The 13,791-nt window shown below is 72.9% G+C and carries 13 protein-coding genes and 1 tRNA gene; 7 read left to right on the top strand and 7 right to left on the bottom strand.

Features of this window, described 5'->3' with window-relative positions:
- The first annotated feature begins 137 nt into the window (after positions 1 to 137).
- The 3 genes from ACFWBW_RS15810 (at position 138) to ACFWBW_RS15800 (ending at position 2,873) form a co-directional block, all read left to right on the top strand.
- Complete coding sequence (locus ACFWBW_RS15810) at positions 138 to 764, top strand: DedA family protein (protein WP_385372726.1); 627 nt, start codon at positions 138 to 140, stop codon at positions 762 to 764.
- 533 nt (positions 765 to 1,297) lie between these two features.
- Positions 1,298 to 1,813 carry a hypothetical protein gene (locus ACFWBW_RS15805; protein WP_385372724.1) on the top strand — a complete coding sequence of 172 codons (516 nt, stop codon included), beginning with the start codon at positions 1,298 to 1,300 and terminating at the stop codon, positions 1,811 to 1,813.
- 157 nt (positions 1,814 to 1,970) lie between these two features.
- Positions 1,971 to 2,873, top strand: a complete 903-nt coding sequence (locus ACFWBW_RS15800) for a universal stress protein (protein ID WP_385372722.1) — start codon at positions 1,971 to 1,973, stop codon at positions 2,871 to 2,873.
- A gap of 31 nt (positions 2,874 to 2,904) precedes the next feature.
- Here the strand turns inward: ACFWBW_RS15800 and ACFWBW_RS15795 are convergent, their stop codons facing one another.
- Both ACFWBW_RS15795 and ACFWBW_RS15790 read right to left on the bottom strand, forming a co-directional pair.
- A complete protein-coding gene (locus tag ACFWBW_RS15795) occupies positions 2,905 to 3,135 on the bottom strand; it encodes a DUF2277 domain-containing protein (protein ID WP_385372720.1) in 231 nt (76 codons plus the stop codon).
- 572 nt (positions 3,136 to 3,707) lie between these two features.
- Positions 3,708 to 3,782 (bottom strand) — tRNA-Val (locus tag ACFWBW_RS15790).
- Between the two features lie 116 nt (positions 3,783 to 3,898).
- Here ACFWBW_RS15790 and ACFWBW_RS15785 point away from each other — a divergent pair.
- The 3 genes from ACFWBW_RS15785 (at position 3,899) to ACFWBW_RS15775 (ending at position 6,493) form a co-directional block, all read left to right on the top strand.
- Entirely contained in the window at positions 3,899 to 5,146 is a 1,248-nt protein-coding gene (locus ACFWBW_RS15785; RefSeq protein WP_385372718.1) for a hypothetical protein, read from the top strand.
- Positions 5,147 to 5,432: 286 nt separating this feature from the next.
- The gene (locus ACFWBW_RS15780) at positions 5,433 to 5,975 is read left to right on the top strand and encodes a DUF4383 domain-containing protein (RefSeq protein ID WP_385372871.1); all 543 of its coding nucleotides are present in this window, start codon (positions 5,433 to 5,435) and stop codon (positions 5,973 to 5,975) included.
- A 308-nt stretch (positions 5,976 to 6,283) separates the two neighbouring features.
- Positions 6,284 to 6,493: a zinc ribbon domain-containing protein gene (locus tag ACFWBW_RS15775; protein ID WP_385372717.1), complete on the top strand. Its 210-nt coding sequence runs from the start codon at positions 6,284 to 6,286 to the stop codon at positions 6,491 to 6,493.
- Between the two features lie 161 nt (positions 6,494 to 6,654).
- Here the strand turns inward: ACFWBW_RS15775 and ACFWBW_RS15770 are convergent, their stop codons facing one another.
- From ACFWBW_RS15770 to ACFWBW_RS15755, 4 genes are read right to left on the bottom strand one after another with little or no spacing between them, the layout of a single operon-like run.
- A complete protein-coding gene (locus ACFWBW_RS15770; RefSeq protein WP_385372715.1) occupies positions 6,655 to 7,329 on the bottom strand; it encodes an O-methyltransferase in 675 nt (224 codons plus the stop codon).
- A gap of 19 nt (positions 7,330 to 7,348) precedes the next feature.
- The gene (locus ACFWBW_RS15765; protein WP_385372713.1) at positions 7,349 to 8,179 is read right to left on the bottom strand and encodes an HAD family hydrolase; all 831 of its coding nucleotides are present in this window, start codon (positions 8,177 to 8,179) and stop codon (positions 7,349 to 7,351) included.
- The gene (locus ACFWBW_RS15760; protein ID WP_385372869.1) at positions 8,176 to 10,701 is read right to left on the bottom strand and encodes a phosphoribosyltransferase; all 2,526 of its coding nucleotides are present in this window, start codon (positions 10,699 to 10,701) and stop codon (positions 8,176 to 8,178) included. Before ACFWBW_RS15760 ends, ACFWBW_RS15765 begins: the two co-directional genes overlap by 4 nt.
- A 32-nt stretch (positions 10,702 to 10,733) precedes the next feature.
- A complete protein-coding gene (locus ACFWBW_RS15755) occupies positions 10,734 to 11,900 on the bottom strand; it encodes an HpcH/HpaI aldolase/citrate lyase family protein (protein ID WP_385372711.1) in 1,167 nt (388 codons plus the stop codon).
- Positions 11,901 to 12,093: 193 nt separating this feature from the next.
- Between ACFWBW_RS15755 and ACFWBW_RS15750 the strand changes: the two genes are divergently transcribed.
- The gene (locus tag ACFWBW_RS15750) at positions 12,094 to 12,846 is read left to right on the top strand and encodes a TerD family protein (RefSeq protein ID WP_385372867.1); all 753 of its coding nucleotides are present in this window, start codon (positions 12,094 to 12,096) and stop codon (positions 12,844 to 12,846) included.
- Between the two features lie 93 nt (positions 12,847 to 12,939).
- On the opposite strand, the gene ACFWBW_RS15745 is transcribed toward ACFWBW_RS15750, so the two are convergent.
- Positions 12,940 to 13,680 (bottom strand): Tellurium resistance, encoded by a 741-nt coding sequence (locus tag ACFWBW_RS15745; RefSeq protein WP_250745558.1) that lies wholly within the window; start codon positions 13,678 to 13,680, stop codon positions 12,940 to 12,942.
- Positions 13,681 to 13,791 lie beyond the last annotated feature (111 nt).

Raw genomic sequence — 13,791 nt, 5'->3', positions numbered from 1 at the left:
AGGCCGGAGCACCGCCCCGGGCGTCCGGTCCGTGGACACCCGGCGTACGCTGTTCCGCTGTCAGCCGCCCCTGCCGCTCCCCGCGACGTCGCGGCGCCTCACGCCGAGGCACGTCAACCGGACTGGGGAGTCCCGTTTTGCTTGAGACTCTGGGCTCGCTGACTTCGAGCCCATGGATCTACGCCCTCGTGGCGCTGTCCATCCTGCTCGACGTGTTCCTGCCGGTGCTGCCGAGCGGGGTACTGGTGGTCACGGCTGCGGCAGCCGCAGCGGCGGCAGCCGGGGCCGCGGGACCCGTGCCCGTGCAGTCCCGGGTACCGGACATCCTGGCGCTGCTGGTGACGGCCGTCACCGCCTCGGTACTGGGCGACATGGCCGCGTACCGGCTGGCCCGGCGGGGCGGGGCCCGTCTCGACCGGGCCATCGCCCGTTCCCGCCGGCTCACCCGGGCCCACGAGCGCCTCGGCACCGCCCTCGCACGCGGCGGCGGCGCCCTGGTCGTGGTCGCCCGCTTCGCCCCGGCCGGCCGCTCGGTGGTCTCCCTCGGCGCGGGCAAGACCCAACGCAAGGTCAGGGAGTTCCTGCCCTGGTCGGTTCTGGCCGCCATCGCCTGGGCCGGCTACAGCATCGCCCTCGGCTACTTCGGCACCCAGTGGCTGGGCACCACCTGGCTCGGCACCGCGATCTCCCTGATCGCCCTCTTCGCCGCCGGCTCCCTGGCCGCCTTCGTGGTCCGCCGCCCCACCCCCACCCCGACCACGTAACCTCCACCGGCCGCCCCTGCACCGCCGGGGCCGCAGGGGCCGCAGGGTGCAGCACCAGCACGCTTCGAGTCACCCACAACTCCGGCAGGCCAGCCCGAGCTGCCTCCCCCGGCCCCTGTCCGGCTTCGGCCACCTGTGCCAGGCCCTCAGGGGTCCAACCTCCGATCCCGGCCCACGGAGACCTTCACCGAGCATCCGACCGGCGCCAGGCCCCCTCTCGAACCCGCCCCCTCCCCTCCTCTCCCCCCTCTCCCGGCCAAAAGCCCCCGGGCTCGGGAAGCCCACCAGGCCGGGCCTCCTGGCCGCGCCCGCGAAGGGACAGGGTTCGGGCCCACCCGGGCACGTCCCCGGCCCCCGCTCCCCGCTCCCCGGCCCACGGCGCCGAGGGCGCCCCCGCCTCCCCCGAGCGGAGCAGTGGCTCACCCGTTCACCCGGCAGCGATCGCCGCGGCCGCGCCGGGCTCCTAGCGTCCAGAGGACGGCGCGTACTCGAATCCGCGCCGCGCCGTTCCCGGAGCCCGAGGAGTCCTCTCCATGCCCGCCACCCCCCACAGCCCCCGCCGGTACCGCTCCCTCCCCCGCCTGCTGGCCGTCGCCGCCGCGACCGTCGCCTTCGCCGCGGCCGCTCCACCGACCCTCGCCCAGGCCCAGCCCTCCGGCAGCGTCTCCCCGACCAACGTCGCCCCCGGGGGCCGGGTCAGCCTGAACGTCACCGGCTGCGGCACCCGCACCGGCAAGGCCACCTCCCGCGCCTTCGGCGACGTCTGGCTGACCCCCGGCAACGCCGAGGCCACCAACCTCTTCGGCGCCGCCACCACCTCCCGGAACATCAGCGCGGGCTCACACCCCGTCACCTTCGAGTGCGGCGGCCCCGGCGGCGAGCGCGTCACCGTGGCGCTGAACATCACCCCGGGCGCCGCCCGCGGTGGACTCGGCGGCAGCGTCGACTCCATGAGCCCCGGCCAGATCGCCATCGGCGGCGCCCTCGTAGCCGGTGCACTGGGCGCAGGCGCCTGGATCCTGCGCCGCCGCACGGGCCACGCCTCCTGAGCCGCCCCGACCAAGCCCACCCACCCACCTCGCCCCCTCCCCCCTCCACACGGGAGTGGCCGATGGTCCCGCCCCGTTCGGGACTTTCCCCACTCCCGCCCGGGGCCCCCTCCCGCAAGGCTGAGTCCACGCACCGCTGCCCCCCGAGGAGCCCGCCATGGACCAGAGCCCGCGCCCCGTCATCGCCGCCGTAGACGGTTCCGCGAACGGAAACCGGGCACTGGAATGGGCCATCTCCCAGGCCCTGATGGCCGGAGCCCCGCTGCGCATCGTCCACGCCCGCCTCTACATGAACAGCATCGGCGCGGCCCTGTCCGGAGGCTTCGACGAACCGGGCCTCGACGACGACCCCGTACTGATCCGGGTCCGAGAGGCCCTCGAAGGCCGCGCCGGAATCCCCCCGATCGAGTACGCCTCGCACCCCGGCGCTCCGGACGACGTGCTGCCGGGCCTGGGCGAGGACGCCCACCTGATGGTCCTCGGCTCGCGCGGCCGCGGCGGCTTCGCCAGCCTCCTCCTCGGCTCGAACGGCATAGCCTGCGCCCGCCAGGCCGCCTGCCCCGTGGTGGTCGTCCCGCGCGCCGAGCCGCCCGCGCACGACCCGTACGGGCAGGTCGTACTCGGCCTCAACAGCGCGGCCCCCGACCCGAGCACCACCTACTTCGCCTTCCGCGAGGCGGCCCGGCGCGGGGCCCGGCTCCAGGTCGTCGCCGCACACGCCTGGCCCGGCATGCCGTTCACCACCGCCGGCGCCATCGCCGCGGCCCCGCACGAGGAGACGGCCAACGCCCACGAGGTCACGGCCCTGACCGCCGCGCACCTGCGCCCGTACGCCGAGCGGTTCCCGAAGGTGGAGAGCGAGCAGCTGTCGGCGCCGGGCGACGCGGCCGGCCACCTGGTCGCCGCCTCCCAGGCCGCGGACCTGATCGTCATCGGCCGCCACCGCAAGCGCCCGCTCTCCCCGCGCCTGGGCTCCGTCACCAACGCGGTACTGCTCCACACCGGCTGCCCGGTCGCGGTGGTCCCCCTGGAGGAAGACGCCGTCCCGGCAGCGGCTTGACCACCCGCCCGACCGCCCATCCACCCGGCCCTCACCCGGCCACGGCCGCCCCCGCTCCCCTCACGTGTATCCCGTCCAGCAGCTCCCGCGTAGCCTCCGCGACCGCGTCGACGGCGGCCTCGAAGACCTCCTGGTTGTGCGCGGCCGGCACCCTGAAACCGGACACCTTGCGCACGTACTGCAAGGCGGCGGCCCGGATCTCCTCCTCGGTCGCCTTCTCCGGAATGGCGGGCGGACGCAACGTCTTAATCGATCGGCACATACCCCCACTATCCCGCCCCACGAACGCCCCGTCACCGCCTCACATCCCCCTCCCCCCACCCACGCAGAAGACCCCCTCGCCGTGAACGGCGAGGGGGTCTTCTCCCCGGCGGACCCGAACGGCTCCGAACCTCCGGGATCCACTGCTCAAGCAGTCAGCCACGGACGTCAGAGGCCGCTCACCACCAGGCCCACTTCTTCTTCCGCAACTCCCGCAACTTGGCTTGAGCTTCCTTGATCTCCCCCTGCGCGGCCCCTCCTTGCGTCCAGCGCCCCTGATGCCTGGCGCACTGACCGCTCCCGACGATCGCCTTGTTCCGGCACCGTCCCCCGCGCTTCGTCACCGCTCCGCACTTGGGTTGCGTCACCTCGCCCCCTCCTCGCCCACCCGACGTGAGCGCCCCTTGCACGGTGCCGGAAACAGCAAGGAGCAGGAAGGGCGCACAGGAACGCACCAGGAGCTCAGCGGCACCCATGTCCGCCCTCGCTGCCCGACCGATGCCATGCGGCGTCCATGGGGCGCCGACAGGGCACGCAAAAGCCCCCAACCATGATCGGTTGGGGGCTTTCCACTGGTGGGCGCGGACGGTTTCGAACCGCCGACATCTGCTTTGTAAGAGCAGCGCTCTACCCCTGAGCTACGCACCCGTGGATGAGTGGACAGCCTACATGCAGGGCACACCCCCCACGCAAACCCGTTCCCGTGGGGGAGAATGGACCGGGGCAGGGGAATTGCGGACGGACCGGGTACGGGAGAGGCGACTGTGACGACGGCACCCCGGCGGTGGTTCGGCGGCGGGCGAGACGAGGGTCGGCGGGCGGATGCGCAGGCGGCGAAGGACGCTGCCGCGGCGGCGTTCTACGAGCTGGACACCGCGCAGCGGGATCTGCGGATCTCGATCGAGACGATCGCGGCCGCGGACGGCTCTCCGGAGGCGCGTCGGGTGGGCGAGGGGTTCGTCGCGCTCGGGCAGCGCATCGACCAGGTGAGCCATGTCTACATCGACGCCGTCGACGCGCACGATCTCGATCGGGTGGAGTTGGAGGCGTCCGCCGCGACGCGGGCCCGGGAGGAGCTCACGCGGGCCAAGGACGAGCTGGTACGGGTCAAGGCCGAGCTCGACCGGTTCGCGCTCGGGCTGCAGCCGTTGCTGGACCGGGCCGAGACGCAGCTGGCGCGGGTGGCGCCGGCCCGGGAGCGGGCCAGGGCCGCGCTGCTGGCGGCGAGCACGGCGCTGGACGAGGTGCGCGGCAAGGGGATCCGGGCCGACGACCTGGCCGCCCGGCTGGCGGCGCTCGCGCCGGAGCTGACCAAGCTGAACCAGGGCGCCGGCCTGCACGGGGTGCAGGAGACCGTGCAGCGGGCCGACCGGATCCTGCGCGACGCCGAGGCGATACGGGCCGAGGCGGCGCGGCTCCCGGAGCGGGCCGCGGAGATCGACCGGCGGCTGGTGAGCCTGCGGACCCGGGCGCAGGCGCTGCGCAACCGGGCAGACCGGGTGGATCCGGTGCTCAGCGAGCTGCGCCGGCGTTTCAGCGCGGCCTGCTGGCAGGACCTCCAGCAGGTGCCGGAGCAGGCGGTACGGGACGTGGCGCAGGCGGAGGACCGGCTCGCGGAGGCCGGCCGGGCGCGCGACCTGCAGCAGTGGGCCGTCGTAGCGGCCCTGGTCGAGGCGGTACGGGCTTCGCTGGACGCCACCGACGAGGCGGTGTCGGCGGCGCAGGACCGGCTGACCCGGCTGGAGGCGGTGGCGCGGGATCCGCAGGCGGAGGTGCAGCGCACCCGGTTCGCGATCCGGGACGCGCAGCGCCTGGCGATGGAGGGCCGTACGGTCCCCGAGGACCGGCACGCCCGCCCGCTGGACGATGCGGTGGCCCGGGTGACCCGGGCGCTGGCCGCGCTGGAGGACCGCCACCCGGACTACTGGGCCTTCCTCCAGGAGATGGAGGCCGTACGGTCCTCCGTGCAGCGGGTGGTGACGGACATCCGGACCGAGCGCGGCCACCCCTGAGCAGCCGCGTCCGAGCAGCCATGTCTGAGCAGCCGCGTCCGAGCGACTCCGGTCCAGACTTGTCCGCCCGGGGGCATCGGCGGATGCTGGAGGGGCCAGGAACGGAGCAGAGGAGGGCGCCATGGCCGCCCACGCTTCACCCGCACCGCAGGAGTCGCAGGAGTCGTACGCGCCCCACGCGCTCTACGGGTGCCACGAGCCCCATGAGCATTACGCGCCCTACGTGGCCCACGAGCCGTACGCGACGGCCGCACCGCCCGGGAACTCCCCCGGGATCCTGCGCCGCATGATGCGTCCCGTCAACGCGCGCCTCGACGAGCATCTGCCCAGCGATCACCGGCTCAGCAAGGTCTACCGGGTCGGTGCCGGCCTGACCGGACTGCTGCTGGTGGCCTTCGGGATCCTGGGGCTCATCGACCGGATCGGGTTCTTCGACACCGGCGGGGACACCGTGCTCGCGCTGAACACCAACGGCGCGCTGAGCGTGCTGTCGATCTGCATCGGGCTGCTGCTGTTCACGGGGATGGTCATTGGCGGCAGTTTCGCCTCGACGCTCAACATCGTGCTGGGCGTGCTGTTCATCGCGAGCGGGTTCGTGAACCTCGCGCTGCTCGACACGGAGCTGAACGTCCTGGCCTTCCGCATGCCCAACGTGCTGTTCAGCTTCGTGGTGGGCGTGATGCTGATGTGGTTCGGGATGTACGGGCGGGTGGGCAGCGCCCTGCCGCACGACAATCCGTACTGGCGTGCCCGCCACCCCGAGCAGGCGGCTCGGGAGCAGCGGGCGCGTACGGGTCCGAGGGCGAGGCCCGTCGGCCGGCCGGCGTAGGCGCGGTGAGGCGGTCGGTGAGGCGGTGAGACGGTGAGACGGTGAGACGGAGGTCGGGAACCAGGTCAGGAAGAGGTACAGCGTCGAGGCGACGGCGAACTGGCCGAGGAAGACGCCCCAGATGCGGCGCCGGCGGAGCAGGAAGTCCATGTCCCGGCGGAAGGCGCCCTTCTCCCGGGCCTGGGCGGAGCCGTCGGCGGAGGCCGGACCCCGCGCCTCAAACGCCGGCGGGGGTGGATGTGGCCGCGGCGGCGCACCCCGTACGCGGGGGATTCCGGTGAGGCGTGCCCACTGCGTAGCCTGTCCGCATGCCCCGTTACGAATTCCGCTGCCGGACCTGCGAAGACACCTTCGAGGTCAGCCGGCCCATGGCCGAGTCCTCCGCCCCTGCCGACTGCCCCTCCGGGCACGCCGATACCGTCAGGCTGCTTTCCGCCGTCGCCGTCGGCGGCACCAGTGCAGCCCCCGCCGCGCCCATGGGTGGCGGAGGCTGCTGTGGTGGGGGCGGCTGCGGCTAGGTCGTCTCTTTCGGATCTTGTCGGCCGAGCCCGCGGCGTCTGGTGCCGTGCCTGGGCGTGCTGTCGGGGCGCTCGCGTACTGGACGTACGTGGTCGCCTCGGCAGTGCGGCCAGGCGCGGTGCCAGGCGTCGCGGGCCCGGCAAGATCCGAAAGAGACGACCTAGGCCGAGGTGGCCTGGCGCTTGCGGGAGAGGGTGATGCCGTCGGAGATGGCGAGCAGCACCGACTCCATGCGGGGGTCCGCCGCGACGTGGTCGTTGTAGGCCTGGACCCCCGCAGCTCCACCCGTCGCCGCCGGGTCCAGGACCTGGCCGTGGTAGAGCGTGTTGTCCGTGACGAGGAGACCGCCCGGGCGCAGCCGCGGTACGAGCTCCTCCCAGTAGGCGACCTGGCTCTGCTTGTCCGCGTCCATGTACGCCATGTCGATGTGCGGCTCCGCCGGCATCGCGCGCAGCGTCTCCAGTGCGGGCGCGATCCGCAGGTCGATGCGGTCCGCGACGCCGGCCTTGGCCCAGGCCTCGCGGGCGTACGCCGTCCACTCCTCCGAGACGTCGCACGCGATGAGGCGTCCGTCCGCCGGCATGGCCTGGGCCATCGACAGGGAGGAGAAGCCGGTGAAGGTGCCGATCTCCACGATGTGCCGCGCGCCGGTCAGCCGGACCAGGAAGGCCAGCAGCGGCCCCTGTTCCTCCGCCGACTGCATGCCGGCCGAGTCCGGGAACACCTCGTACGTCGTCGCCACCAGCCCCCGCTGGACCTCGTCCAGCGGGGGGTTGTGCGCGAGCATGTACTGGTAGAGCTCGTCCGTGATCTTCGTGCTGTTGCCCTTGGTCATGGGCCCAGTGTGCCCAAGATCAGGCGGCCGGTGTGCCCAGTCGCGCCACCTCGCGGGTGAACGCGCGCACGATCTCCTCGCCGGCCAGCACGCCCGCCTGCGCCAGCGACGTCACGTGCGGCGCCGTCCAGCCGGCGTCGGCCAGCTCCCCGTGGCCCGGCCTCCAGGCCGTGTCCGCCGCGAGCAGCAGGTCTGCGTCGAGCAGCGAGTCGCCGGCGGCCAGCGTGCTCGTGGCCTCCGTGCGCCGTGCCACCTCGTGCATGGCCGCGCTCTTGGTCAGGGGCCGCGGGACGGCGTAGATCTTGCGGCCCTGGAGGGAGACCGTCCAGCCTCGCGCCTCGGACCATTCCGTCAGCGTCTTGATCCACTCCGCGGGGACCAGCGCCCGCTCCACGACCAGGTAGGCGAACAGGTCCTCCGCCACCCGCGCCTTGCGCAGCCACGCCGGGTCGGTGACGGACATCAGGTGCGCGTGCATCTCCTCCAGCGGGACGGACTCCGCGGCGAGCCGCGCCGCGACCTGGCGGCGCCAGTCCCGGTCCGGGACCCCGTCCACCAGGAGCTGGCCGCCGTTGGCGCAGATCGCGTACTTCGCCGGCCGTCCGGGGAAGCGGATGCGCTGGTACTGCTTGCGGGTCCGGGTGGTGGTCGGCACGAACACCGCGTCCGGGTCGGCGGACAGCTCCGCCAGCAGCCCCGCCGCCGTCTCCGTCATGTACGACAGCGGCTTGCTCTCGTGCACCTCCACGCACAGCAGCCGAGGGGCCACCGGGTCGGGCATGGTCAGGCCGAGGGCGGCCGCCGAGTAGATGAGCGTACGGTCGAGGTCACTGGCTACGAGAACGGTCACTTGGTGGCCACAGCCTTTCCGTCGGCGCCCGTGGCGCCGCGCGTGAATCGGGGATGGATGAGTCCTACGCAGCTGTACGGCAGGCCGTCGACCTCTTCCACCGGCACCCCCCGCTGCTCCGCGAGGAGTCGTACGTGGTCCAGGTCGGCCCCGGCGCCGCGCTGCGCGAGGATCTTCCACGGCACCCGGCGCAGCAGCACCCGCGTGGTCTCGCCGACGCCGGGCTTCACCAGGTTCACGTCGTGGATGCCGTACTCCTCGCTGATCCGCTCCACCGCCCGCCAGCCCACCCAGGTCGGCGTGCGGTCTGCGGCGAGGAGCTCCTTGACCTCGGCGTCCACGGCCTCGGCCACCTCCTCGAAGTGCGCGGAGACGGTGTCGACGAACGCGACGGAGACATCGGCTCCGGCGAGCTCGCGGTAGAACTTCGCGCCGTGGAAATCGGCGGGCCCGACCAGGTCGGACCTGAGAACCGTACGCGAGACCAGTCCGGAAACAGTGGAATTGAGACAGGCGGAGGGGATCAGGAAGTCCTCGCGCGTGCCGTACGTCTCCACGCACGAGCCGGGGTCGGCGAGGACCACGATCTCCGGGTTGAAGCCCTCGAACTCGCCCAGCGCCTCGCGCAGTTCGCGCGTGATCGCACCCTTGCCGGTCCAGCCGTCGACGAAGACGACGTCGGCCGGATCGTGGTGGGCGGCCAGCCAGCGCAGCGCGTTGGCGTCGATGCCGCGGCCGCGGACGATGGAGACGGCGTAGTGCGGCAGGTCCAGGCCGTGCCGGGCCTGCGCCCAGCGGCGCATGAGCACGCCGACGGGGGTGCCGGCGCGGGCCAGGGAGACCAGGACCGGGGACGGGGAGCGTTCGGCGAGGACCGTCTCGGTGACGGTGCCGACGGCGCGGGCCATCCGGGCGGCGGAGGCGATCAGCGCGCTCTGGTAGAGCTGCTGGTACTCCGGGGACGGCTGGAACTCCACCGGAAGCGATTCCGCGTAGTGCGCGCCGCCCGCCTGGATGGCCTCCTCGCGCTCCTCGGTCGGGGCTTCCAGCTCCACGTCGGAGAGGTCCTGGAGCAGCCAGCCGACGTCCTCGGCGGCGTACGAGGAGAAGGCGGGCCCGCGCAGGGGCTCGGTCATGATCGGCTCCTGCCGGTCGGGTACGTACGAAGGTATGACCGCCAGCACGACCCGGCCGGTGTGCGGCTCGAGGGCCGCGAGCAGACCGGTACGGAGCTCCGCGGTGTCCCCGGCCGAGTCCACGACGGCGACCACGGCGTCGAAGCCGGCGCCCGCCACGTTGTACGCGTACCGGTCTCCGGGGCCGTCGGCAGGGTCGTCGTGGGCGGGGAAGACGAGGCGGGTGCGGATCGCGTAGCCGGGGTCGTCCACGGCGAGCACCGGCGAGCGGGTGGTGGTGGAGAAGCGGACCTCGGCCGCGGCGCCGGACGCCTCCAGGGCCTGCGCGAGGCGCAGCGGGGCGTACATCAGCTCCTCGTTGCCGAGTACGAGGACCCTGGCGGGGTCCGCGCCGAGCGCGGACTTGAGCCGGGTTGCCATGGCGGGCAGCGCCGCGTCCAGGGCCGCGCGGTGCGCGGGGGTGAAGCCGTGGCGTCCGCCGTCGGGTATGCCGGCCGGCCAGCCCAGTTCCACGCGGGTGGTCGGGTGCGGGCCGTCTGCCGGGGCGCCGCCCCGGACCCCGCTGCTCAAACGCCGCAGGGGCTGGATTTGCCCATCCCCGGGCTGCGCATCAGCGAGCGTCTCGGCCTGCTCCTCGCCCAAAGTGGCCGCAGCCGCTGAGGCGGCCTCGGCCTCGTAGCGCTCCACCAGGGCCTGGCCCTTCTCCAGGACCCCCTCCGGGAGGGAGACCGTGCCCGAGGCCAGGGATATGAGGTCCACACGGGCGCCCAGCTCGGCGGCGAAGGCCGTCAGGCGGTCGCGGTCGGCCGGGGAGCGCATGTCGACCAGGGCGACGACCACGTAGTGGCCGCGCGGGTGGCGGGCGTGGAGGTCGGCGATGGTGTTCAGGACGGTGTTGCCGGTGGAGAACTCGTCGTCGACGAGGACCAGCGGGCCCGAGCCCGCCAGCAGCTTCGGGTCCTCGGGCAGCAGCAGGTGCGAGGTGGCGTGCGAGTGGGCCTCCTCGAAGCCGCCGGCGGCCTCCACGCCAGGCACGGGGCGGCGGGTGGAGTGCAGGTACGGGGCGCTGCCCAGGCCGTCGGCCACGCAGTGGCCCAGCCCGGTCGCGGTCTCCGCGTACCCCAGGACCACGGCCGAGGCCGCCTCCGCCTCGCCCAGCAGCTCCCGGACCCGCTCGCCGAGCCCGTACCCGGCGGCGTACACGGCCGCCGGGGACTGCGGGACGTGCTTGCCCAGCACCCGCGAGACCAGCAGGTGGGCCCGCTTGGGGTTGCGCCGCAGCGCCAGCCCGAGGAGTTCGTCCAGCCGCGGGCCGTCGCCCGCACCCTCTTCCAGGCTCACGCCCAGCCGGTCCGCGACCCACGTTCCCGACCACACCGCTTCGATCTTCTTGCCCTTCTTCGCAGTCAACGGCCCGCTCACACCTGGAGCCCGGCCGTGAGGAGATCGACGAAGCCGACCTCCTCCTTCGCCACACCGAAGACCTCGGCGCGCAGCATGGTGCGCTCGGCCCAGGCCCGGTGGGGCTTCACTTCGTTCATCTTGTTCGTGTAGGCGGAACGCATCACTCCGCCGCCTCCGCTCTCGGGGCGCAGGATGTCTTGAGCATCGCTGAACTCCTCGTGCGACACCACCGAGAGCGCGTGGACCGGGGTGACGTGGGCGGGGTGGATGCAGGTCTTGCCCAGCAGCCCGTTGGCCCGGTCGAGCTCGATCTCGCGCAGCAGCCCGTCCAGGTCGTGCTCGATCAGCGCGGTGCGCAGCTCCTCGACGCCCTCCTCCAGGAAGGGGCTGCGGCGCAGCTGCGGCTTGAAGAGGCGCTGCTGGCTGCGGAAGTACTCCCAGACGGGTCCGGTGACGGTGAAGCCGGTGCCGTCGGCGCGGCTGAGCACGTTGACCACGTCGGCGATCACCCCGGCGACGATCTGCACGTCGTAGGCGGTCATGTCGGGGGTGCGCCGCAGCCCGTACGCGGAGCAGAAGTCGGTCACGCCCAGGCGCAGCGCCAGGACCCGCTCGCGGTACTTGTTGACCGTGCGGGAGATCCCGGCGAGGGCCTCGACCCGGGTCTCCAGGTGGAGCAGCTCGGGGGTCTCCAGGACGGGCATCGCGTACAGCCGGGAGCGTCCGCTCGCGGCTTCCGCCTGGGCCACGGCGTCCAGGAAGGCGACGCCCCGGCTCTCGCTGAACTTGGGAAGTACGAATCCGGCCAGCCGCTCCACCGAGCCGCCGAGCCGGTGCACGAGGTCGGGAATCTGCTCGGGCTCCCGGACGCGGATGAAGAGCAGCGGGAGCTCCGCCGGGTCCTCGTGGAGGGCGGCGAACTGCCGGACGAGGTTCTCCTCGCCACCCGCGACGTCCGCGTCGCTGATGGAATCCTCCAGGCAGAGGACCATCGAGACGACCCCGAGGCCGGCCTGCTTGCGGATGTCACGGGCGAGCTGGGGCCGGGTGGCCGGGCTGTAGAGCGTGGCCCCCAGCGCGGCCGCGAGCGTAGCGGAGGGGGAGGCGGCGGTGAACTCGGCCGGCTCCTGGTGGAAGAGGTCCTTGCGGACAGTGGGTGATACGTGCCCGAAGTGACGCATGTGCTTCCCCCGTACAGGCTCGGCGGCCGATCTGGCATGGCCGGTAATAGTACGTACGAACGTGAGTCAAGAGTTCCTCAAGCACATGAAATCCAGGTAACCCTCTTGCACCATGCCCAGGTCTCGCGATCCGGACAAGGTCTACGGGGGGCCGCATTGTCCCGGTCCCGCCCGGGAGGGCAGGATGACCGGCATGACGCACGCGATGCAGAAGGGCTCCAACATCCCCGTGGCCGCCTTGGCGGTCCGCGCGGTGCTGCGCTGGACCGGGGGGCCCGACGTGCCCGACGTGGACGCCTCCGCACTGCTCGTGGGGGCGGACGGGCGCGTGCGCTCGGACGAGGACTTCGTCTTCTACAACCAGCCCCGGCACCCCTCGGGGGCCGTGTGGCGGCTCGGGAAGAAGCAGCTCGGCGACGGGATCACCGACGCCGTCCAGGCGGACCTGAGGGCCGTCACCCCGGCCGTGGACCGGATCCTCGTCGTCGCCTCCGCCGAGGACGTCCCCTTCGAGCGGGTCCACGACCTGCGGATCCTGCTCTACGACGCCACCGCGACCGGCGGCTCCGAACCGCTGGCCTACTTCGACGTACGGCCCGAGACGGGCGCCGAGACGGCGCTGATCTGCGGCGAGCTGTACCGGCGCGGCGACGCGTGGAAGTTCCGCGCGCTCGGCGAGGGCTACTCCAACGGGCTCGTCGGCCTGGCCACCGACCACGGGATCTCCGTGGACGAGAACGCCGCCGAGGCCCAGGGGCAGGCGCAGGCGCAGGGACAGGCTCCCTCGGCCTCCCCCGCGACCCCGGCGCCGCCCACCCAGGCCCCGCCGGCCTCCCAGCCCGCCTACGGCTACCCGCAGCCGGTGTCGCAGGCCCCGGTGCCGGCCCCGGCACCGGACGCGGCCTTCCGGCTGCCGGTGCAGGGCCCGCAGTTCATCCGCCGGTGAGCGGCGGCCGGGCCGGCCTGACCTGACCTGTGGGCCCTACCGGGCTGACCGGCCCGGTCGGCTCGGTCGGCCCCGCCGGCCCCGTCGGCCCCGTCAGGTCTTCGTCTTGTAGCCCCGGCCCCACTGGAGGCCCCACCCGTACAGCCGGTCCAGCTCGGCCTGGAACCCGTACACGAAGGTGACCTCGCGCCGCACGATCAGCTCCCCCTTGACGTTCTCCAGGGAGACGACCGCGCAGGAGCGGGCGTGCGGGTGGCGCTCCTCCAGCGGGATCTCGATGCGCGGCCCGGTGATCGGGTAGAGGGTGACCAGGGCGTGCGTCCGGTCGAAGGCCGGGGTCTGGTCGTAGATGTAGACGAAGACCAGCAGCCGCTTGATCTCCTCGGCGTGGTCGAGATTGACGAAGATCGTCTCGCCGGAGGGCGCCCCGAACCGGTCGTCCCCGCTGAGCTTCACGTATGGCGGGCTGTTGATGTCCCCGTGCAGGTTCCCCAGGGGCTGGACCACTCCCCGGGTGCCGTCGGTCAGTTCGTAGAGACAGCCGATGTCGAGGTCGACATTGACCATGCCCTGGGTGTGCGCCTGCACCATGTCGGGCTTGAACAGTTTGAACGGGTGCCGGAAGAGCTGCCCGCTCTGGCCGGCGCTGCGGCCGCCGATGTCCGAGGTCCGCATCCGCCAGGAGAGGTTCACGCGCAGATTGCCGTGCACCGCCCCCTGTTTGGTGAGCGACACCGTCGGATGGCGTTTGGTCAGCTCGATCGCGTTCGACGAGGCACTGCCCGACTGGAACTGCGTGCCGCGGCTGCCCCTGATGCCGTCGAAGAATCCCATCCCCACAACCCCCTGATCCCTTGGCGCCCTGCGCCCTTGATCCCCCGGCGACGATGTCGGGACGCCGGTGTCCCGACATGCGGACGGGGCGGTCCGGAAGGTCCGTGGACC

The organism is Streptomyces sp. NPDC059957 (genome assembly GCF_042730015.1).
Classification (GTDB): domain Bacteria; phylum Actinomycetota; class Actinomycetes; order Streptomycetales; family Streptomycetaceae; genus Streptomyces.
Note: the sequence above shows the minus strand (reverse complement) of the source record. Positions and strands in the feature narration are given on the sequence as shown.

Bases quoted from the DNA above. Each gene is read 5' to 3' on its own strand.
- ACFWBW_RS15805 (WP_385372724.1), top strand. From the start codon at position 1,298: ATGCCCGCCACCCCCCACAGCCCCCGCCGGTACCGCTCCCTCCCCCGC.
- ACFWBW_RS15800 (WP_385372722.1), top strand. From the start codon at position 1,971: ATGGACCAGAGCCCGCGCCCCGTCATCGCCGCCGTAGACGGTTCCGCG.
- ACFWBW_RS15795 (WP_385372720.1), bottom strand. From the start codon at position 3,135: ATGTGCCGATCGATTAAGACGTTGCGTCCGCCCGCCATTCCGGAGAAG.
- ACFWBW_RS15780 (WP_385372871.1), top strand. From the start codon at position 5,433: ATGATGCGTCCCGTCAACGCGCGCCTCGACGAGCATCTGCCCAGCGAT.
- ACFWBW_RS15775 (WP_385372717.1), top strand. From the start codon at position 6,284: ATGCCCCGTTACGAATTCCGCTGCCGGACCTGCGAAGACACCTTCGAG.
- ACFWBW_RS15770 (WP_385372715.1), bottom strand. From the start codon at position 7,329: ATGACCAAGGGCAACAGCACGAAGATCACGGACGAGCTCTACCAGTAC.
- ACFWBW_RS15755 (WP_385372711.1), bottom strand. From the start codon at position 11,900: ATGCGTCACTTCGGGCACGTATCACCCACTGTCCGCAAGGACCTCTTC.
- ACFWBW_RS15750 (WP_385372867.1), top strand. From the start codon at position 12,094: ATGACGCACGCGATGCAGAAGGGCTCCAACATCCCCGTGGCCGCCTTG.
- ACFWBW_RS15745 (WP_250745558.1), bottom strand. From the start codon at position 13,680: ATGGGATTCTTCGACGGCATCAGGGGCAGCCGCGGCACGCAGTTCCAG.